The sequence below is a fragment of the Breznakia sp. PFB1-19 genome (genome assembly GCF_029893935.1).
GTDB lineage: Bacteria > Bacillota_I > Bacilli_A > Erysipelotrichales > Erysipelotrichaceae > Breznakia > Breznakia blatticola.
Window position 1 is genome coordinate 1 of the sequence record NZ_JARXXJ010000005.1, and the last position, 22,005, is coordinate 22,005.

General features: G+C 34.8%; 18 protein-coding genes and 1 other annotated feature. Of the genes, 17 read left to right on the forward strand and 1 reads right to left on the reverse strand.

Translation table 11 applies throughout. The annotated features are described in order from the left end of the window. The first annotated feature begins 254 nt into the window (after window positions 1–254). The 14 genes from tilS to M2098_RS03740 all read left to right on the forward strand — a co-directional run bounded on the left by tilS (window position 255) and on the right by M2098_RS03740 (window position 16,411). Window positions 255–1,460 carry a tRNA lysidine(34) synthetase TilS gene (gene tilS, locus M2098_RS03675; RefSeq protein ID WP_280682622.1) on the forward strand — a complete coding sequence of 402 codons (1,206 nt, stop codon included), beginning with the start codon at window positions 255–257 and terminating at the stop codon, window positions 1,458–1,460. Between the two features lie 33 nt (window positions 1,461–1,493). Continuing rightward, on the forward strand, window positions 1,494–2,039 hold the full coding sequence (gene hpt, locus M2098_RS03680) for a hypoxanthine phosphoribosyltransferase (RefSeq protein ID WP_134170883.1): 546 nt from the start codon (window positions 1,494–1,496) through the stop codon (window positions 2,037–2,039). 9 nt (window positions 2,040–2,048) lie between these two features. Further along, on the forward strand, window positions 2,049–4,019 hold the full coding sequence (gene ftsH / locus M2098_RS03685) for an ATP-dependent zinc metalloprotease FtsH (RefSeq protein ID WP_280682624.1): 1,971 nt from the start codon (window positions 2,049–2,051) through the stop codon (window positions 4,017–4,019). Window positions 4,020–4,264: 245 nt separating this feature from the next. Next, window positions 4,265–5,101 (forward strand): PRD domain-containing protein, encoded by an 837-nt coding sequence (locus M2098_RS03690; RefSeq protein ID WP_280682626.1) that lies wholly within the window; start codon window positions 4,265–4,267, stop codon window positions 5,099–5,101. A 118-nt stretch (window positions 5,102–5,219) separates the two neighbouring features. After that, window positions 5,220–6,602 (forward strand): PTS transporter subunit EIIC, encoded by a 1,383-nt coding sequence (locus M2098_RS03695; RefSeq protein WP_280682629.1) that lies wholly within the window; start codon window positions 5,220–5,222, stop codon window positions 6,600–6,602. A 7-nt stretch (window positions 6,603–6,609) separates the two neighbouring features. Further along, window positions 6,610–8,049, forward strand: a complete 1,440-nt coding sequence (locus M2098_RS03700) for a family 1 glycosylhydrolase (RefSeq protein WP_280682631.1) — start codon at window positions 6,610–6,612, stop codon at window positions 8,047–8,049. 183 nt (window positions 8,050–8,232) lie between these two features. Then, the gene (gene hslO / locus M2098_RS03705) at window positions 8,233–9,135 is read left to right on the forward strand and encodes an Hsp33 family molecular chaperone HslO (protein ID WP_280682633.1); all 903 of its coding nucleotides are present in this window, start codon (window positions 8,233–8,235) and stop codon (window positions 9,133–9,135) included. Then, window positions 9,122–10,117: a tRNA dihydrouridine synthase DusB gene (dusB, locus tag M2098_RS03710; RefSeq protein ID WP_280682635.1), complete on the forward strand. Its 996-nt coding sequence runs from the start codon at window positions 9,122–9,124 to the stop codon at window positions 10,115–10,117. The genes hslO and dusB overlap by 14 nt, the downstream gene beginning before the upstream one ends. Before the next feature lie 127 nt (window positions 10,118–10,244). Continuing rightward, window positions 10,245–10,455, forward strand: a binding site (T-box leader). A gap of 39 nt (window positions 10,456–10,494) precedes the next feature. Next, window positions 10,495–11,985 (forward strand): lysine--tRNA ligase, encoded by a 1,491-nt coding sequence (gene lysS, locus M2098_RS03715; protein ID WP_280682637.1) that lies wholly within the window; start codon window positions 10,495–10,497, stop codon window positions 11,983–11,985. Between the two features lie 177 nt (window positions 11,986–12,162). Beyond that, window positions 12,163–12,489, forward strand: a complete 327-nt coding sequence (gene rhuM / locus M2098_RS03720; protein WP_280682639.1) for a RhuM family protein — start codon at window positions 12,163–12,165, stop codon at window positions 12,487–12,489. A gap of 25 nt (window positions 12,490–12,514) precedes the next feature. After that, the gene (locus tag M2098_RS03725; protein ID WP_280685232.1) at window positions 12,515–13,066 is read left to right on the forward strand and encodes a DMP19 family protein; all 552 of its coding nucleotides are present in this window, start codon (window positions 12,515–12,517) and stop codon (window positions 13,064–13,066) included. A 139-nt stretch (window positions 13,067–13,205) separates the two neighbouring features. Further along, window positions 13,206–13,670, forward strand: coding sequence for a DUF3788 family protein (locus M2098_RS03730; protein ID WP_280682642.1), 465 nt, complete (start codon window positions 13,206–13,208; stop codon window positions 13,668–13,670). Window positions 13,671–14,015: 345 nt separating this feature from the next. Beyond that, window positions 14,016–14,843: a PRD domain-containing protein gene (locus M2098_RS03735; protein ID WP_280682644.1), complete on the forward strand. Its 828-nt coding sequence runs from the start codon at window positions 14,016–14,018 to the stop codon at window positions 14,841–14,843. 155 nt (window positions 14,844–14,998) lie between these two features. Further along, window positions 14,999–16,411 carry a PTS transporter subunit EIIC gene (locus tag M2098_RS03740; RefSeq protein ID WP_280682647.1) on the forward strand — a complete coding sequence of 471 codons (1,413 nt, stop codon included), beginning with the start codon at window positions 14,999–15,001 and terminating at the stop codon, window positions 16,409–16,411. Between the two features lie 48 nt (window positions 16,412–16,459). On the opposite strand, the gene M2098_RS03745 is transcribed toward M2098_RS03740, so the two are convergent. Further along, entirely contained in the window at window positions 16,460–17,458 is a 999-nt protein-coding gene (locus M2098_RS03745; RefSeq protein ID WP_280682649.1) for a LacI family DNA-binding transcriptional regulator, read from the reverse strand. A gap of 89 nt (window positions 17,459–17,547) precedes the next feature. On the opposite strand from M2098_RS03745, the gene M2098_RS03750 reads away from it, so the two are divergent. Genes M2098_RS03750 through M2098_RS03760 form a run of 3 tightly spaced genes read left to right on the forward strand, consistent with a single transcriptional unit; the run spans window position 17,548 to window position 22,005 of the window. Further along, complete coding sequence (locus M2098_RS03750) at window positions 17,548–19,032, forward strand: alpha/beta hydrolase domain-containing protein (protein WP_280682651.1); 1,485 nt, start codon at window positions 17,548–17,550, stop codon at window positions 19,030–19,032. Beyond that, window positions 19,020–20,618, forward strand: coding sequence for a DUF4038 domain-containing protein (locus M2098_RS03755; protein ID WP_280682653.1), 1,599 nt, complete (start codon window positions 19,020–19,022; stop codon window positions 20,616–20,618). The genes M2098_RS03750 and M2098_RS03755 overlap by 13 nt, the downstream gene beginning before the upstream one ends. Next, entirely contained in the window at window positions 20,605–22,005 is a 1,401-nt protein-coding gene (locus tag M2098_RS03760; protein ID WP_280682655.1) for an L-fucose/L-arabinose isomerase family protein, read from the forward strand. The genes M2098_RS03755 and M2098_RS03760 overlap by 14 nt, the downstream gene beginning before the upstream one ends.

The following is a 22,005-nucleotide window of genomic DNA, read 5'->3' on the forward strand; positions in this document are numbered from 1 at the left end:
AAATGCGAGTGTAATCAGCTTGAGCGAAGCGACCCGAATACCCCGTCGGAAAGCCATGGGATGGCTTTCTGGGCTCTGCCCCGGGGTAGTTTATTGATTCGAAATATTACATATGTAAAAATATAGAAATAAATCCAACCTATTTATTAGTTTGAGAATTAATTAAAATAGATAAATTCATTTTTACATATTCTCACTTGATATCTTCATCATTTTTTCACAAATTGTTACCATGTGCGTGGTATAATTGCACCATGAGTAATGAATGTGAAACTTGGGTTGTTGCTGTTTCTGGTGGAGCAGACTCAATGGCGCTGTTAGATATGTATCGCAACAAGAATTATCAACTGGTTGTCGCACATGTGAATTACCACAAACGCGATACCGCCAATCGAGATGAAAATGGAGTTTGTTTGTATTGTAAGCAATATGACATTCCTTTTTTTGCATATCACGTAAAAGAATATAACCCGGGAAATTTTCAAGCACAGGCACGAAATATTCGGTATCAATTTTTCAAGGAAATCGTAAAGCAAACAAATGCGAAAGGTGTACTTGTTGCACATCATCAAGATGATGTACTGGAAACCTATCTCATGCAAAAACAAAGAAAATCGATTCCACGTGTATATGGAATGGATACAGATAGTACGATTAAAGGCGTACATGTACTTCGACCATTACTCAACTATAGTAAGCAAGATTTATATGATTACTGCAAAATGCACAACATTGTATATTATGAGGATGAAAGTAATGCATCAAATGCATACACAAGAAATCGCATTCGTCATGAACAGGTGATGAAACTTGATCCTATGCAACGCAAGACATTGCTTGAAGAAATGAAACATGCAAACCATGCATTGCAAAAAATGCGACAGAAATTAGAATCACATGTACAAAAGGAATTGGATATGCAAGTATTTGCGACATTGAATCAGGAAGAACAGCACCAACTGTTATACATGTGGCTAACAACGTACAGTGCATATCATCAAATCTCAAAACGTTATATTGACCAACTACTTTCTTTACACAAAAAACAAAGGAATTGGCGTCATGACTATAAACGAAATTATGAAATTGTATGTGAATATGGAGTACTTAAACTTCAAAAGAAAGCATCTGATACTTATGCATACACATACCATGAAGTACAAGAGGATATAACACCGTATTTTCAATTATGTACGCAAGGAAAAACCATTGAAGGATTTTATGTTGATAAACAAGATTTTCCAATTGTGATTCGTTCACCTAAATCAGGTGATTCTATTCAATTACGCTACGGTAAAAAGAAAGTCTCAAGGTTCTTCATTGATCGCAAAATACCTAAAAAAGAACGTGAAATTTGCCCAGTTGTTGAAAATGCGAATGGGGATGTCATATTTGTTAGTGGAATTGGCTGTGATGTGTTTCATTATAGTAACAATTTGAATATGTTTGTGATAAAATAATGTGTATTGATAGTCAAGGAGTATATTAAAATTATGCATAAGGATGTAGATAGAGTTTTAGTCTCAAGAGAAGAGATACACGCAAAGTGTATTGAATTAGGAAAACAAATTACGAAGGATTACACAGATAGAGGTGAACTACCAATTTTGGTTGGATTGCTTAATGGTTCTGTTCCATTCATGAGTGAATTAATGAAGAACATCGAAATGGATGTTGAAATTGATTTTATGGATGTTTCAAGTTATGAAGGAACACAATCTGTGGGATCAATTCGAATTAATAAAGATATGGGTACCAGTGCAGCTGGAAAATCCATTTTATTAGTAGAAGATATCGTGGATACTGGAAAGACATTAACGGAAGTAAAACGTATGTTAGCAAATAAAGGTGCTAAAGATGTACGTGTTGTTTCTTTATTAGATAAACCAGATCGACGTACTGAAGATATAGAAGCAGATTACGTTGGGTTTACCATTCCAAATGAATTTGTGATCGGATATGGATTGGATTACAATCAAAAATACCGTAACTTACCATATGTTGGGATTCTAAAACCTGAAGTTTATGAAGAGTCATAGGAGGGCTAGATGAAAAACAATAAGCGCAATCCGTTGTTGCTTTTACCGTATTTATTATTAGCATTAATGTTAATCTTCCTATTACCATTTAACAATCTGAATGAAACCAAAGAGTTTACTTACAATGAATTTGCTAAGAAAGCTGAAAAGATGGATTTCCAAGATGTTAGTATGGGAATTGGAACTGTAACAATTGAAGTTGAAGGTAAATATAAAAACAACAAAGATGAAGATGTTGCATTTAGTGCAACATTACCAAAAACTGATGAAAATATTGAGTGGTTACAAAAAACACTTGATTCAGGAAAAAACAAAGTTAAAGTGTATGAACCAGATGATGAAAACATCTTACTTACACTATTTATTAACTTCTTCCCAATCTTGTTGTTAGGAGGATTTGTGTTCGTAATGTTCTCACGTATGGGTGGTGGACAACAAAACAAAGCCTTCGAATTCTCAAAATCAAGAGCGAAAGTACAAGGAAACATCAAAACACGTTTCAAAGATGTTGCTGGAGCTGATGAGGAAAAAGAAGAAGTTAAAGAAATTATTGATTACCTTAAAAATCCAAAACGTTTCTCTGATATGGGAGCTCGTATTCCAAAAGGAATGTTAATGGTAGGTCCTCCAGGTACAGGGAAAACCTTACTTGCTAAAGCGGTAGCAGGAGAAGCTGATGTACCATTCTTCTCGATTTCTGGTTCAGATTTCGTAGAAATGTTTGTTGGTACTGGGGCAAGTCGTGTCCGTGATATGTTTAAGAAAGCAAAACAAGCAGCACCATGTATTGTCTTCATTGATGAAATCGATGCAGTTGGACGTCAACGTGGAGCTGGTATGGGTGGAGGAAACGATGAACGTGAACAAACCCTAAACCAATTGCTTGTAGAAATGGATGGAATGGAAGAAAACATTGGTATCGTAATTATTGCGGCTACCAACCGTCCAGATGTTCTTGACCCTGCCTTATTACGTAGTGGACGTTTCGACCGTCAAATTACTGTAAGTTTACCAGATAAAAAAGGACGTACGGAAATTCTTGAAGTACATGCTAGAAATAAAAAGTTAGCACCAGATGTTACACTTGAAAACCTTGCAAAACGTACACCAGGATTCTCAGGAGCGGACTTAGAAAACGTATTAAACGAAGGTGCAATTCTTGCCGTTCGTGGAAACCGTAAATTAATTACTATGGATGACTTAGATGAAGCAGTTGACCGTGTTATGATGGGACCTGCTAAGAAAAGTAAGAAATATAGTGATACGGATAAAAAACTTGTGGCGTACCATGAAGCAGGACATGCAGTTATTGGTATTAAATTAGAAGATGCTGACATGGTTCAAAAAGTAACGATCATTCCTCGTGGGGATGCTGGTGGTTACAACTTGATGACACCAAGAGAAGAAAAATACTTCCACCGCAAAAAAGAATACATGGCACAAATCACTGGATTACTTGGTGGTCGTGTATCAGAAGAGTTGGTATTTGGTGAAATCAGTGCCGGTGCAGTAAATGACATCGAGAAAATCACAAAAATTGCCAAAGCAATGGTTCGTGTATTTGGTATGTCAACATTAGGTCCTATTCAATATGCAGATCCTCAAGGAAATGTCTTCTTAGGAAGAGATTACAACCAGGGAGCAGCATATTCTGGAGAAGTCGCATTTGAAATTGACCAAGAAGTTCGTAAGATTGTTAATGAATGTTACGATGAATGTAAACGCATCTTAGTTGAAAACCGTGACTTACTTGATTTAATTGCAAATTCTTTAATTGAAGAAGAAACATTAACAAGTGAACAAATCAACAACTTAGTAGAATATGGTACATTAGATGCACCAAAACAAGATGTTGAAGCACACGAAGAAACAATCAAAGAACAAGATGAAAAAATGAAAGAACCAGAAGTTATCGAACAACCTGTAGAAGCACAAGAAAGTATTCCTACAGCTGATGACTTACCAGATTCTGAAGAATAACCAACAAAGGGATATCGCAAGGTATCTCTTTTTTACGAAAAATAGATTGTACAAGCACCAATTATCGTATCTTATTTAGTTTAGGATTGACAAAAAAATAAACTCTTGATAGTATACTAAATATGGATTGTAACTCTTTGAGGCATTACCAAACAAAATATTGTTTTGTTGGTGTCGCATAGAGTTTTTTTGTTTTAGTGTTGTGGATGATAAGCTTAATATAGACGAATAGTGGAGAAATATGTATGAAAGTGTTGAAAAAAATAAATAACAACGTAGCTATTTGCATTGATGATAATGAGCGTGAATTAATTGCGTTTGGTAGAGGGATTGGTTTTCCAAAAATTCCATATATTTTAGATGATTTAAGTCTGATAGATCGTACGTATTATGGAGTCGATTCAAAATATTTCGATTTATTAAATGTAATACCAGAGGAAGTTATTTCAGTTTCAATTAAAATAGTCGAATATGCAAGAAATGTCATACATTGTGAATTAAGTCCAAACATTTTGTTCACATTGGCAGATCACATTAATTTTGCAATAGAACGATGTAAAAAGAATATTCTTATTAAGTCACCATTATTCTATGATATAGAGAATATGTATGAAGAAGAAGTTGAAGTTTCCAAATACGCAATTAAGTTAATAGAAAAACAATTGAAAATCCATTTACCTTCTGCAGAAATTACGAGTATTGCTTTAAATTTAATTAATGCAGAGGAACGCTATGAGGTTTCAAATGTAGACTACGAAAGTGATGAAGTGATAAATGATATTACATTAATCGTCGAGCGAAGTATTGATATTCGTATTAATCGAAAAAGCTTTAATTACTCACGTTTTGCAACACATCTTGAATACTTATTACGTAGAAAAGAAAAGAATCGTCCAGTTTCAAGTGAGAATTTAAAAATGTTTGAATCGATGCGTGAAGAATTTCCAGAAACATACGCATGTGTGGTTCTGATAAAAGACTACTTTAAAAAGGAACTTAACTGGAATCCAAATGATGAAGAATTATTATATTTAATGTTACATATAAACCGTTTATGTACCCGAGAGGATTGTAACCAATAAGGGCATTACCTCAATACACAAAAGTTTGATATATATTTTGTGTGTTGGGGTTTTTATTTTAGCAAATACAATATATCGCGCGAATATTGTTTGCATAGATAGTAAGAAGGAGAAAAATATGGCTAATAAAGAGAAATTTGAAAATTTAGCAAATAAAGTATTAGAGAGTGTAGGAGGTAAAGAAAACATAAGTTTCTTTACACATTGTGTCACAAGACTTCGTTTTAATTTGAAAGATCAAAGTAAAGTGGACACGGATGCAATTGAAGCTTTACCAGAAGTAATTGGAACAAGATGGCAAAGTGGACAACTGCAAATTATTATAGGCCAGGATGTTGCTGATGCATACAAACTTATCTGTGACAAGGCAGGTATAGAAGCACAAGCTTCCGTGTCAGAAAACATTGAAGGAAAAAAAGAGAAGTTCAATATTGGAAAAGTGTTCGAAGCGATTTCTGCTTGTTTAACACCGTTATTGCCTTTGTTAATTGGTGCAGGGATGATAAAAATCATCGTTCTTTTGGGGGAGCAAACAGGGTTAGCTCCGATTGGTTCTGGCACACATACCGTATTGTCATTTGTAGGTGATGCTGGATTCTATTATTTACCAATTTTTGTTGGTGCTACAACTGCAAGAAAATTTGGTGCGAATATGGGACTTGGTTTATTAGTAGGTGCTATGTTAGTTCACCCAACGTTTGTTTCTAGTATTGCAGAGGGAGTCGAATTATCGGTTTTTGGTTTACCAATTCATTCTGCTTCCTATGGAAGTACAATTTTCCCAGTAATTATGGCAGTATTTGTTATGTCATATATTGAAAAGTTCTTTACGAAAATATCGCCAAATGCAATTCGTTCAATATCTGTACCATTATTGACATTATTGGTTATGATTCCACTTACTCTATGTTTGATAGCACCAATTGGTTCTATTATCGGAGTTTACTTCTCAGAAGCGATTGTATGGTTATATGAAACGACTGGATTCTTTGGAATTGCGATATTGTCTGCATTGTTCCCATTTGCTGTAATGACTGGAATGCATGCTGCATTTGCACCTTTTATGGTTCAATCACTTGCAACGCTTGGATTTGAGCCAGTAGTCACAGGAGCGATAGTAGTTTCGAATTTAGCACAGGGTGCAGCTAGTGCAGCTGTTGCATTTAAGTCAAAAAATATAGAACTTCGTTCAACTGCTGCTTCTTGTGCAGTAACTGCATTAGTAGCTGGAGTTACAGAACCAGCAATGTATGGAATTAACTTAAAGTATAAAAAACCACTATATGCATGTATGATCGGTAGTTTTATAGGAGCAGGAGTTGCTGGATTAATGAAGGTAAAAGCATATGCATTTGCTGGAAGTAGCGGGCTGTTTGGGTTTGCTGTATTCACTTCTTCAGATGTTATGAATTTAGTAGGAATTGTTGGCGGTGCAGTTGTAGGTATGATTATTACATTTGTTCTAACACTGTTGTTTTACAAAGATAAAGAGATTGTGTAGGTAAAAGATGACATTTAAAAAAGATTTTTTGTGGGGTGGAGCAACAGCGGCTAATCAATTTGAAGGTGGCTATCTTTCGGATGGAAAAGGATTGGCTTGTGCTGATGTAATAAGTAGTGGGTCTCATACAGCATCAAGAAGAATTACAGATGGCATAAAAGATGGATATACCTATCCATCTCATGAAGCGAGTGATTTCTATCATCATTACAAAGAAGATATTGCACTCTTTGCAAAATGCGGTTTTAAAACCTATAGAATGTCAATAAACTGGACACGAATATATCCAACTGGAATTGAAGAAGTTCCAAATGAAGAAGGTTTAAAATTCTATGATGCTGTGTTTGACGAATTACTAAAGTATGGAATAGAACCAATGGTAACTATTTCACATTATGATATTCCTTATTATTGTTGCAAAACACTAAATGGTTGGATAAGTAGAAAAATGATCGATCTATATACTAAATATTGTAGTACGATTTTTAAACGATATAAAAATAAAGTAAAGTACTGGTTAACTTTTAATGAGATAAATACTGCTACGCTAAGCATTGGAAGTTTTTTAGCTTTAGGTATAGATGTAGGTGAATGTGATTTTAATAGCCAACCAGATAATGAAGCAGATCGTTACCAAGCACTACACCATCAATTTGTTGCAAGTGCAAAGGCTGTGCAAATTGGACATGAGATCAATCCAGAATTTAAAATCGGCTGTATGATTTCATATATGCCGCGATATCCATATACACCAAAACCAGAGGATGTTTTAATCGCAAAACAAGAGGAAAATATGCACTCAAAATTTTGTGGAGATGTTCAAGTTTTTGGTGAGTATCCATATTATGCAAAAAAATACATGAAAGATCATAATATTAAATTAGTTATTGAAGATGAAGACTTAGAAACGCTGAAACAGGGAGTTGTTGATTATTACGCATTTAGTTATTATTTGACGCTTTGCTGTAGTGCTGATCCAAATGTAGAGAAAAACGGTCATTCAATGATTGGAGGTCATGGTGTCAATAATCCGTATCTAGAAAAAACAGATTGGAATGCTATGATTGATCCAATCGGTTTACGTATCAATCTAAATGATGTATATGATCGCTATCATATTCCAGTAATGATTGTGGAAAATGGTATGGGAGCTTATGATTTGCAAGAAAAAGATGGAAGCATTCAAGATGATTATCGAATTGATTATCTGCGAAAACATATTTGTGAGATGGCTAAAGCAGTTGAAGATGGTGTTGATCTAATGGGATATACGACATGGGGATGTGTAGACTTAGTTAGTGCATCAACAGGTGAAATGGCAAAACGATATGGATTAATTTATGTAAATAAAAATGATGATGGTACAGGTGACTTATCTCGTTATCCAAAAAAATCATTTCATTGGTACAAAAAGGTTATCGAATCAAATGGTGAAAATTTAGGATAAAATGTGAATAATTAAATATTTTGATTCATGAGTAAAGTAGATGGAATAAATAATAAAAATAAATATGACATACAGCAATAGTCAACATGATTGACATTGTTATAAAGTATGATAAAATGCATTCAACACAAAGCACTGCCATTGGTAGGTGCTTTTTGTGTTATAATACGAAAGGTGATAAAAATGAAAGATCAATTAATAAAAGCCTTAGCCTGTGAAGGTCGTGTACGTATATATGTCGTAAATACCACAGGACTTGTGAACTATGCACAAAAACAACAAGACTTGTGGCCAACTGCTAGTGCAGCACTTGGACGCACATTAAGTGTTGCATCCATGATGGGAGCAAACTTAAAAAATGATCAAGAAAAGATTACAATTACAATCAATGGTGGTGGACCCATTGGAACCGTGATGGCAGATGCCTACTATGGAGGAAATGTCCGTGGTTTTGTCGGTGATCCACATATCATGTTGCAATATAACGAAGACCATCCATTAGCAAATAAACTTGCGGTTGGTATCGCAGTTGGTAAAGAAGGATATCTAGAAGTGAAAAAAGATATCGGTATGGGAAAAGAAGATTTCAGTGGACGTGTTGCATTACAGTCTGGAGAAATTGGTGAAGATTTCGCATATTATTTTGCTTTGAGTGAACAAACACCATCTGCTGTATCAGTAGGAGTACTTGTGGATACAGACAATACGATTATTGCAAGTGGTGGACTGTTACTACAAATGATGCCAGATGCAACTGAAGATGACATTCGCAAAAGTGAAGAAGCACTACGTAAGTTAGATAATATGTCAAATTTAATACGTGACAATGTGGCACTTGAAGATATTCTTCATAGTATGTTTGATGATATAAAAATACTAGAAACAACAGATGTTGCTTTTGTATGTAACTGTAGTAAAGAAAAAATCATCAATGCGATTTCTCTAATGGATGCTAGTGAAATTCAAAACATGATTGATGAAGATCATGGAGCACAAGCAACTTGTCAATACTGCAAAAAAGAATACCAGATCAGCGAAGCAGAACTTCAAGACATATTGAAAGATAAGGCGCATGTGGTACATTAGAGATTTACCAATTGAAAATGAAATAGTCATTGCCCCAATGGCAGGTATTAGTAATGCTGCGTTCCGTTCACTTTATAAAGAATTTGGAGCTGGTTTTATTGTGTCTGAACTAATCAGTGATAAAGCGATTTTCTATAAAAATGAGAAAACGATGGGAATGTTAGATGTCCATGAAAATGAACATCCGATGGCGTTGCAATTGTTTGGTCATGATATTGACACAATGGTTCACGCAGCTAAAGTGATGGATCAAGATACAGCTTGTGATGTAATTGATATCAATATGGGATGTCCAGTAAATAAGGTAGTAAAATCATTTGCTGGTAGTGCCTTAATGAAAGATCCTGAACATGCATACAAACTTGTCAAAGCAATTGTTGCTGCAGTGAAAAAACCAGTTACAGTTAAATTTCGAGCAGGTTGGGATGCACATAGTATCAATGCTGTCGAATTCGCAAAACTTATGGAAAAAGCAGGAGCCAGCGCAATTTGTATTCATGGTCGTACTCGTGCACAAATGTATGAAGGTAAAGCCGATTGGTCCATTATTAAGCAAGTCAAAGATGCAGTCTCTATTCCTGTAATGGGAAATGGTGATGTAAAAAGCGTTGCTGACTTTAAAGCAATGATGGAAGAAACCGGATGCGATGCAGTTGCGATTGGTCGAGGGGTTCTTGGAAATCCTTGGTTAATTCGTCAGTGCAATCACTATTTGAAAACGGGTGAAATACTAGAAGATGTTTCGTATCAAGAGAAATTTGCATTAGCATTTCAACATGCAAGAAACCTTTGCGAATTAAAAGGTGAACGTGTTGGGATGAAAGAAATGCGTGGACATGCAACTTGGTATATCAAAGGATTACCAAAATCACATGTCACAAAAGATCGATTATCAAAAGTTGAAACCTTTGCAGAGTTTGAAGATATTCTTCATGAGTATGAACTCATCTTACAAGAATACGAAGATACAAAACCTAGATAAGTTCCACGAAAAAAAGTGGAGCTTTTTTAATGGAAACGGTGTTGAATAAACTTGATATCACTTATATCGCGTGAAATTTCCTTTTTTATTTGACAAAGTTCATGCTTTTGTTAAAATAGGGATGATATTAATCACGATGAAAAGTAGAGTACGTTTGCAAACCATGCAAAGAGAGTCCCTTATTGGTGGAATTGGGATCATAGGTGTAAACCGAACAAAGGACTTGGAGTGATACGTCTCATTCACGTTACGAATAACTATGAACTAGTTACTAAGGTGTATGTAGTAATACATGCATAAATTAGGGTGGTACCACGATGATAACTCTCGTCCCTATGTGGAAGAGAGTTTTTTTAATGCAAAAAGGAGATAAAATTATGGCAGATGTACAACAATTAACAGATCAAGAGATTGTAAGACGCGAGAAAATGAAAGAACTTGAAGAAATGGGAATTAACCCATTTGGGACAAGATATGATCGTACCGCAAAAAGTGGAGATATTAAAAACTTATATGCGGATAAAGATAAAGAAGAACTTGCAGAATTAAACATTAAAGTAAAAGTTGCTGGTCGTATTATGACAAAACGTCGTCAAGGAAAAGCGGGATTTATGCACATTCAAGATTTGGATGGACAAATTCAAATTTACGTACGTAAAGATGCTGTTGGTGATGACGCATATGAAGTATTTAAGAAAAGTGACTTAGGAGATATCGTTGGAATTGAAGGAACCGTGATGAAAACAAATCATGGAGAACTTTCAATTAAAGCAGAAACCTATACACATTTAACGAAAGCACTACGTCCATTACCAGAAAAATTCCATGGATTAAGTGATGTAGAAGAAAGATACCGTCGTCGTTATGTAGACTTAATTACGAATGAAGAAGCAAAACGTATTGCAATTATGCGTCCACGTATCATTCGTTCTATCCAACACTATTTAGATAACCAAGGATTAATTGAAGTAGAAACACCAGTATTACAACCAATTCTAGGTGGAGCAAGTGCACGTCCATTCGTGACACACCATAATACACTAGATATGCCTTTCTACTTACGTATTGCTACTGAGTTACCACTAAAACGTTTGATTGTTGGTGGTCTTGAAGGTGTATACGAAATTGGTCGTTTATTCCGTAATGAAGGAATGGATAAAAACCATAACCCTGAATTCACAACAGTAGAAGCATATGTTGCATACTCAGACATGTATGGAATGATGGATTTAGCTGAAGGATTAATGGAAACCGTTGCCAATGAAGTATGTGGAACAACAGATATTGAATGGAATGGAAAAACGATTTCATTAAAAGCACCATTTGCTAGATTACACATGGTTGATGCAATTAAAGCAGAAACAGGAATCAACTTCTTTGAAGATGTAACATATGATCAAGCAGTTGCTTATGCAAAAGAACACGATATTGAAGTAGAAAAACACCACACAGGTGTAGGACACATCATTAACTTATTCTTCGAAAAATACTGTGAAGACAAAATTGTGCAACCAACATTTGTATATGGTCACCCAGTAGAAATCTCACCATTAGCAAAGAAAAATGAAGAAGATCCACGTTTTGCGGACCGTTTTGAATTATTCATTGATGGTGCAGAATATGCAAATGCATTCTCTGAATTAAATGATCCGATCGATCAAAGAGAACGTTTCGAAAACCAATTAAAAGAAAAAGAATTGGGTAACGATGAAGCAAATGAAATGGATACAGACTACGTGGAAGCATTAGAATATGGAATGCCTCCAACTGGTGGTATTGGACTTGGAATTGACCGCTTTGTTATGTTACTTACAGGACAAACAACAATTCGTGAGGTGCTATTATTCCCTCATATGCGTGGAAGATAAAAGAAAATATTTAACTTTAAATACAGTTTAGTGATAAGAGGCTAAACTGTATTTTTTTAAATATGAGAAGGAAAATTAATTATTTTAGGGTAGTGTACAATAAAGGGGAAAGCGAATAAGTATTCAATTGTTATTATAAGTTTGTAATCATATAATTAGAGAAAAGGATGTGTTGAGATGAATAAAAAAGAAATTGTTGTTTTTAAAGATAATGACTTTGAAATAAATGTTAATTTAGACTTGGGCGAAGAAACGGTATGGTTGACGCAGAGAGAGATTTCTACTTTATTTGAAAATAGCCAATCAACTATTTCTGAGCATATTGTTAATATATTTAAAGAAGGTGAATTGGATGAAATAAGCAATATCGGAAAAACCGATATTGCAAATTCTGATAAGCCTGTAAAGGTGTACAACCTAGATGTTATAATATCAGTCGGATATAGGGTTAAGTCAAAACGAGGAGTATTATTTCGGAAATGGGTGAATTCGATTTTGAAGTAGCATTTATTAGAGGATTATGTAATAAATGAAAAAAGAAAGGAAAGGTATGTATATGATTTTTTTTAAAAAGAAGATTAAAAAAAGAGCAGTACTAATGAAAGTAGGAGAAGAAGAAATAGAAAACGGGTATCCGTATGGAATTATTGAACCGTTGTGGTGGAGTGTTGTCATTTATGAAGGTGAAGAAAAATATAATAAAGATCTACAGCCATTTAGTTTACCCCAACGATATATATTAGCTATAGAGTGGTATATAAGTGAAGTGAATAATGGTGGGCATTCTCAATTTTTTTTCAATTCAACAGGGATTGTATGGAAAGATGCACTAGAAGGGTTAAAAGTTATTCAGCACAAAGAAGCATATGAAGTTTTAGAAGAAGCTACAAACCTCTTTCAGACTTCGCCATCAATGAATAGAACTGAACGAATAAAACAAATGGATGATTTAAATCTTGATTTCGATGAGTTGGATACGCGCTTTTATAAAATATCAGACTTAGATAAATCTATTATGGAATATATTAAGCGAAATAAGGAACAATTTTACTTTAACGGAAAAGTAAAAAAGGGATTCTAGGATTTATAAATAGACAGAAATGCTATAAAAACTTTTGAAATAATTATTACGCACCAAAGAGGTTTTATGATAATACGTTAAACCACTAGTTGGTGCTATAATAGATGTAACAAGGTGTTGAGTCATGAAGGGAGAATGTATGGAAAAAGGAATCCAACAATTATTGCGTGATCCGAATATAGAACCAACAGATGAAATAATTGCTGATGGTTTAGGTGAAGCAAACAATGCATATAAAAAGTTTACTGACGATTTGAAAGAGCAAAGTGTATTTCTTATGGATTGGCGATTTTATAATGATGGTAAAGCTTGGCTTTCTAAAGGTGAATACAAATGGATAACAAAACGAGGAACAAATAAAGTGAAACCTATCTTTTGGCTATCTATATGGGAAGGGTTATTCAAAGTTTCATTTTTCTTTGCTGAAAAAACTAGAGATGATTTAATACAATTGCCTCTTAGTGAAGACACAAAATCACTGATCAAAAACACAAAACCTAATGGAAAATCGATGCAGTATTTATCTGTTGTTTTTGAAGTTGAGAATGACTCTGTTCTTAATGATATTTATACATTAGTAAAGTTTAGAAAAGAAAAAATATAATTATACAAACAAGTATGTAGTAGTGATAAAAAAGCAATGTTTGCATGAGTCTAAAAAAGATAGACCTGCTGAAGAATTGCCTATTGAGTAATACTTGATTGCTCAATAAATACAGAATCAATGGATATATATAATCATCATCAAATGTAATTTGGAATGAATCACATGCATTTTCTAGTATATTTATCGTAGATTAAGCATGTTCAACTTAATTACTTAAATATTGCATAATTTAATATCGAAATTAAGTAAAATTAACTTAAATTAAGTTGACAACGCTTTCATTATTCATTATTATAAGGGTGTGGTCATGAAAAGAATGGAAAAGGTGTAGGAGTAGAAAGCATGAAAGTGATTCGAAATATCAATAACAATGTCGCTGTCTGCGTTGATGACAACAATCATGAAGTTATTGCGTTTGGAAAAGGAATCGGCTTTCAAAAAGCTCCATATGAAGTTCCATTAGATAAGATTGATCAAACATATTACAACTTAGATTCACACTATATCGCTTTACTTGATGAATTGCCTGCTGAGATTATGGACGTTACGACGGAAATTGTTAGGAAAGGTAGAGCATATCTACAAGTTGATTTTAATAAGAGTTTCTTCTTCACGTTGTGTGATCATATACATTTTGCAGTTGAAAATGCTAAAAAGGGGCTTGTGATAAGTAACCCTATGGTAAATGAGATTCAACATTTATATGATAAAGAAATCTTACTAGGAAGATGGGCAATTAAACACATTGAAAAAACAATGTCTGTAAAATTGCCAGAAAGTGAAGCAGGTGGAATTGCATTACATTTTATTAATGCGATGCAATCAAAGAAAACCACAACAGAAAAGGATGAAATTGAATATTTTGTTGAAGATGTTACAAATATCATCGAAAGTGAAATGAATCTGATTGTAGATCGAAGCGACTTTAGTTATTCGCGCTTTGTGACACACTTAAAATACTTGTTGAAACGTTCAAAGAACTTAGATAAGGCAAGTTCTGCAAATGTTGCAATGTATGAACAAGTGTTTCAACAGTATCCTGAATTAGCAGGGACTGTTGGGAAAATTAAAAACTATATTATGGATGAACTACATATAGAACCAAGTAAAGAGGAACTTCTATATTTAATCATGCATATCAATCGACTTTGTGCAAAAGAAGGATTGTAACCTTAAGAGGGCTTTACCTGATGTACATAGACAGAACTGTTTTTGTTTTGTCTTTGTGTGTCAGGTTTTTATTTTAGCTACTACAGGATGAGAGGCGCCAAATGCATTCTGTTAGCATATATAACGAAAGAGAGTATAAGAGAGAGGAAAAGATTATGGCAAAATATACAGAACTTAGTAATCAAATTCTTGATGCTGTTGGTGGAAAAGATAACGTATCAAGTGCAGTTCACTGTATGTCAAGATTGCGATTAAGTGTAAAAGATCGCTCTAGAGTTGATGTAGAGGCAGTAAAAAGTATTAAAGGAGTCGTTGGGGCTCAATTCTCAGGAGAACAATTTCAAGTAATTATTGGACAACATGTATCTGATGTATATCCTGAATTTTGTAAAATAGCGGGAATCAGTGCTGGAGAAGCAATTGATGAAAACTTAGATAAGGAACCATTTAGTTTGAAGGCAGTTCCATCAAAAATATTGGATTATGTTTCAGGGTCTATTGTACAAACGATTCCAATTATGATGGGAGCTGGGTTCTTTAAGATGTTCTATGCAATCTTAGGACCTGACTTAATGAATGTAATGGCAAATGAATCGCAATTTATGCAAACGATACATTTTGTAGGAGAAGCCGGATTCTATTTTATGCCAGTTTTCGTGGCATGGGGAGCTGCAAAAAAACTAAATACAAGTATACCGATTGCATTATTGCTTGGGGTACTATTACTAGATCCAAACTTTATGAATATTGTAGCAGCTGGTGAGTCTTTTAAAATTTATGGATTTATTCCAATGGAATTGAATAGTTATGCACAAACGGTAATTCCAATTCTATTATCCGTATGGGCATTGAAGTACGTGTGGAGTTTCTTTAATAAGATTATGCCAAATGCAATTAAAGTCATTGGTGTACCATTTTGTGTACTAGTTATTATGATTCCACTTATGTACTGTGGACTAGCACCTATTGGAAACTGGATTAGTGAAGGAATCACAGTATTTATAAATACTCTTTATGATGTAGCAGGACCACTTGCTATTGCATTTATTGGTGCATTTTGGATGTTCATGGTTGCTACAGGTATGCATATCGCAGTTATTCAAATTGCTTTCATTAATATTGCAACTTTAGGTTATGATCCAATTGTTCTAGCTGGTTCAAACATTTCATTATGTGCTTTGATGGGTATGGTTGTTGCGTATTTTATTCGAAGCAAAGGCGAAGAGAAACAAATTGCAGGAGCTAATGCGATTACATTACTTGTTGGGGGTATTTCTGAGCCTTCATTATTTGGTATTCTTCTAAGAAACAAAAAAGCAATGTTAGTAGAAATCGTTGGTGGTTTTATTGGAGGACTTGTTGGAGGGATCCTTGGTGTAGCAGTTTATACATTAGGTGCTGCAAATGTTCTTGTCATTCTTCAATATGCTGGAGGACCAGCTCAAAACTTCATTAATGCATGTATTGCATGTGCGGTGGCATTTATTGTCTCACTGGTTATGGGACTTATCATTGGTTTCAATGACAATAGTAATGGAAAAGGTTTTGCTTTTTTAAAAAAGAAGTAATATAGCTACCTATAAACAAAAGGTTCAAGATGTTACTTGAACCTTTATTTATATCGAGTTACGAAGTATAAGCTCCGTATTGATTTCAATTTTTACATGCATGTTGTCATGGTCACGAATAGAACTTAATAGACGTTTCGCTGCAACAACACCCATGTATGATTTTGGGACATGAATTGTGGTAAGTGGTGGATCCACATACGTTGCATAAGGAATGTTATCAAAACCGATGATAGATACATCTTCTGGTACTCGATATCCTTTTTCCTTTAGAGCACGCATTGCACCAATCGCAATTTCATCATTATCTGCAAAATAGCATGTGGCAATGGGTTCGTTATGATTCAAAATTTCTAACATGTCTGCATACGCTCCATCAAGAGATGGAGATAGATGATGAATAATCGATTTTGATGTTGGCATAGAATTCTTGCGAACAGCATTAAAGAAGCCGAGAGTACGCTCACTAAAGTTAACGATATTCTGTGTGGAATGTAAATATCCAGGTTGTTCATGTCGCTTCTTAATTAAGTAGTCAGTTGCGGTTTCCGCACTATCTACGTTATTGATGGTTACACAATCTGCATTCACATTTGGAAAGTAAGAATCAAGTAACACTAAAGGAATCTCAAGTTTCTGAAATGGTTCAAAGTCATCACGTGACATTGTTGTTCCTAACAGAAGGATACCTTCAAAATTGTAGGATTGAATGGATTTGATTTTTTCATGAATATCATCGAGATCGTGTATATGAAGAGCAAAAAGCTGATACCCGTTTTCCTTGATGACTTGTTCAACACTTGTTGCAAGTTCAGTAAAAAAGGGTGTATCAAATACAAAGTTCTTATGAAAGAAGATAAATGCGATCGTGTTAGAGCGAAAGTTCTTTTGATTGATTCGCGTAAAATCATATCCCATTTCTGTAGCTACATCGATAATTTGATGTCGCATCTCTACACTAACGCCGGGTTTATTATTAAGTGCCATTGAGACAGCAGCTGCAGATATCCCCATCTTCTCGGCAATTTGTTTCGCTGTTACTTTCATTTGAATCCTCCTAGTTGTAATTCAATTATAAAGTAAATTAAGCAAAATGTAAGAGTATAAGTGAAAATTAAGTAAAAAGGAGTTAATACATGATTAAACAAATCAAAGAAATTCCCATCACCGATGATAGTTATCCTTTTGCAAGTGCAAGTCGATATCTAGATCTTGATGCATATGGGTATGTAGAAAAAGAATATTATATCGATGGTCAAGCCAATGTATATGAAAGCGTAGGGAATACAGGTGAAGTTCGTGTTGCATATGAAAATGTAGCATACCGAAATCGTATCATCGTTCGAGCACCAAAAGAAGTAACGAAAGCAAGCGGTAATATTGTAGTTGAAATTATCAATCCAACCTCATTTATGGAAATTGATCGAATGTGGATTTTAGCGCATGAGAAATTCATGCGTGATGGAGATATCTATGTTGGAATCACAAGTAAACCAAATACCATTGCCAAGATGGTTGCATTTGATAAAAAACGATATGAAAGTCTACAGTGGCCAAATCCACGAAAAGATGTTGAGCTGCCATTTACAAATGAACAACTACTTGCAAGTGGGTTACTTCCAGATGTAAATATTGACTATGAATCTGGTTTGTTTTGGGATATGCTGAGTGATCTTGCTTGGATGCTTAGAAGCAATGATGTACAAAATCCTATTGCTACGTATCCACATACATATGTGTACTTAACTGGCTGGTCACAATCTGCATGTTATGTATTTCGATATGTAAACAGTTTTGCATATCGCAAAGAAGTCGCAAAAGATTCGCAAGTATTTGATGGATATCTTGCAGGTGGTGGAGTACGCTCAATGATTGTTCCTGTGAATCAATATGAATCATTATATGCATATGATTATCGACTCAAACGTGTGGAAAAGGTAAAACAACCTTTTATATCTATTCAAACAGAAAGTGAAAATGGCTGGTTTGATGCGTTTCGTACAAAGCGTCAGGACAGTGATCATCCAAACTTCTTATATCGTGAATATGAAATTGCTGGTGCTAGTCATGACACGATGTTTAGTTATGTGGATTACTACAAACAAGATGAAGATTTAAAACGAATTGATATGTTACCAAAGTATGATGCAAAACATGCATATGGCAACAACTACCCATCACAATTTGCATTTGCTGCAGGATTTAAGAATTTATTCCGTTGGGTTCGTGAAGGCGTTGGACCAACAAGTTGTACGCGCATTGCAATGGATGAACAAGGAAATAATCGAAAAGATGCTTTTGGAAATAGTATTGGTGGATTACGTACATGTTTACTAGATTACCCAACTGGACAATATGGTATTGCTAGCACAATTGAAAAGGGAAAAAGTTTCTTAGATGCAACAGCAACAACGAATCCATTATTTGGATATGAACAGCCATTTCCTGCCAGCATGCTTGAAGTGTTATATCAAGATGCTAAACAGTATGCTGCTCTATGCAAAGAACATACAAAAGAACAAGTATCAAAAGGATTTATCTGTAAAGAAGATCAAGAAGCACTTATTAACTTTGCGGTAAATCTAGCAATAGAAAGAGGATTACCAATATGCAAAAAGTAGAAAGATATCGAACAACCATTTTGTCTTTTGAAAGCAAAAAGGAGTATGCGAATCCATTTTTGGATTGTATCATTCAAGCAACTTTCACAGGACCTAATCAAGAAACCATTGTTCGTGAAGCCTATTGGGATGGTGCAAATACGTATAAAATTGCCTTTGCACCTACAATGGTAGGAATTTGGACATATCAACTACAAGCAAGTGAAGATAGTGGATTGCATCAATACACAGGTGAAGTGATCTGTGTTCCGTATGAAGGAAATCTATCAATTTACAAACATGGGTTTGTGAAAGTCAGTAATACGAAAACCTATTTTACATATGCAGATGGAACTCCATTTTTCTGGTTAGGTGATACGCATTGGGAATTTGCCTATAAAGAATCTTGGGATTCATCCAATCATCCCAAAATGGATAGTATGTTTAAAGGCATGGTAAATCGTCGAGTAAAGCAAGGATACAATGTGTACCAAACCAACTTGCGAAGTGATGCATTGATGGGTTTTGAAAAAAACTATTGGCAAGAAAAAGATGTTCCCAATGTGCAATTCTATCAAGAAGAATTGGATCGTAGAATGTACTACTTAGCAGATCATGGAATTGTAAATGCATTAGGTTTGGCATGGTTTATGTCAATTGAAAACAATGTGGATACATATAAACACTTAGCGCGCTATATCATTGCTCGTTATGGTTCTTTACCAATGATATGGACACTTGCTGGTGAAGTTGGTGGATATGATAAACATAGACAACCTTTCTATATTGAAAATTGGCGATATGTCGCTAAAGAAATACAAAAGTATGATGGATATTATCATCCACTAACTGCACATTATACAAATAAACGTCCTTTTGCTTCCTATTATCAGGATGAGGAATGGCTTGATTTTACACTTAATCAAGCAGGACATGGGGACTATGTAGTAAGTATTGATGACTATCATGAGTTTCTAAGTAAACATAGGGATAAGCCATTTATCGAAGGTGAATGCTTTTATGAATTTTGTTCGACGCTTGAAGAAAACGGCTCAAGACTATGTAGTGCAGATATGATGCGACGTGTTGCTTATCTAAGTATTCAAGCAGGCGGCTGTGGATATACATATGGAGCACAAGGAATTTGGGATTGTGTATATGAAAAAAATCAACCCAATACGATGTCGCTATTTAATCGCTATGACATTACATGGTATGAAGCAATCGATGGCATTGGGGGATATCAAATGGGCTACATGAAGAAATTTTATGAGCAACAACAATTTTGGTTACTTTCACCATATAAACAAGAAAGCGAAATCATCAAAAATCCATTTGGGAAAAAATTGCCTGCCGTAAGTATGAATAAAGAACACACACATTATGTTCTATACTACAGTGAAGCTACACGAAAAAGTGGAAATCTAGAAGGGCTTAGTAATGGAGCATATATCTTGGAATGGTTTAACCCAAGAAGTGGTGAATATGAAATGAAAGAAAATGTAGAAATAGAGAATCATACATTTAGCATACCAACCAAACCAGATACAAATGACTGGTGCTTGGTATTAAAGAAGAAGGAAGAACACACGTATGAAGAAAATTAAACTTGGTTTTGCACCTACAAGAAGAAGTATATTTTCAGCTCCAGCAGCAGAACAATATGCAGATTTAACAAGAAAGAAATTAGAAGAACTACAAATTGAATTTGTCGATATTAAAGAGTTTAGTAGTGATGGATTGTTGCATGATGATCGTGATCGAATAGAAATCGAAGCATATTTCAAACAAGAAAAGATTGATGGTTTGTTTGTGCCACATGGAAATTTTGGAACCGAATATGAAGTTGCTCGACTTGCTAAAGCACTAGACGTTCCCGTTTTATTATGGGGGCCTAGAGATGAAAGACCAAATGAAGAAGGAATTCGTCTTCGTGATAGTCTATGTGGATTATTTGCTACAGGTAAAGTATTACGTCGCTTTCAAGTACCATTTACATACTTGTGTAATTGCGATTTAGATGATCCTGAATTTGAAAGAGGAATTAAGAATTTTATTGCGGTATGCAATGTTGTAAAAGCATCTAAAGATATGCGCATCTTACAAATAGGACCACGTCCATTTGATTTCTGGTCAACGATGTGTAATGAAGGAGAATTATTAGAAAAATTTAATGTACAACTTGCACCAATCCCTTTACCAGAACTAACAAAAGAAATGAACTTGGTAAAACAAGAAGAAACAGAAGTAGAAAAAACCATTGCATATTGTAAAGAGAATTTCAATATTGCTATTACAGATGAACAATTGGAAAATGTAGCAGCTTTGAAAGTTGCAATGCGCAATCTAGCAAAAGCGTATGGATGTCGTGCAATCGCAATTCAATGTTGGAATGCATTACAAGATGAAATTGGAATCATGCCATGTGCAGCAAATAGTTTGTTAAATGAAGAGGGATTACCAGTTGTTTGTGAAACTGATATTCATGGAGCAATTACATCAATATTGGTTGAAGCAGCAGGCATGGATGAAGCAAGAAGTTTCTTTGCTGATTGGACAGTTCGTCATCCAGATAATGATAATGCTGTTCTGTTGCAACACTGTGGACCTTGGCCTATTTCATGCGCTGCATGTAAACCAACGATTGGTTATCCACTAGCATTCTCTTATCCTGGAGCTGTTGAAGCACAAGCGAAACAATCCGATATGACACTTTGCCGTTTTGATGGTGACAATAGTGAATACTCTTTACTGCTAGGAAAAGCAAAAGGAGTAGAAGGGCCATATACAAAAGGAACCTATGTGTGGGCAGAAGTAGAAAATTGGAAGCGATTAGAAGCAAAAATCGTGGAAGGGCCATACATTCACCATTGTGTAGGAATTCATAAAGATATTGTGCCAATACTATATGAAGCATGTAAATATATCGGGATTAGTGTTGATCTATATGATGAGAATGATGAAGAAGTAAAGGCATATATACGAGGTGAATAA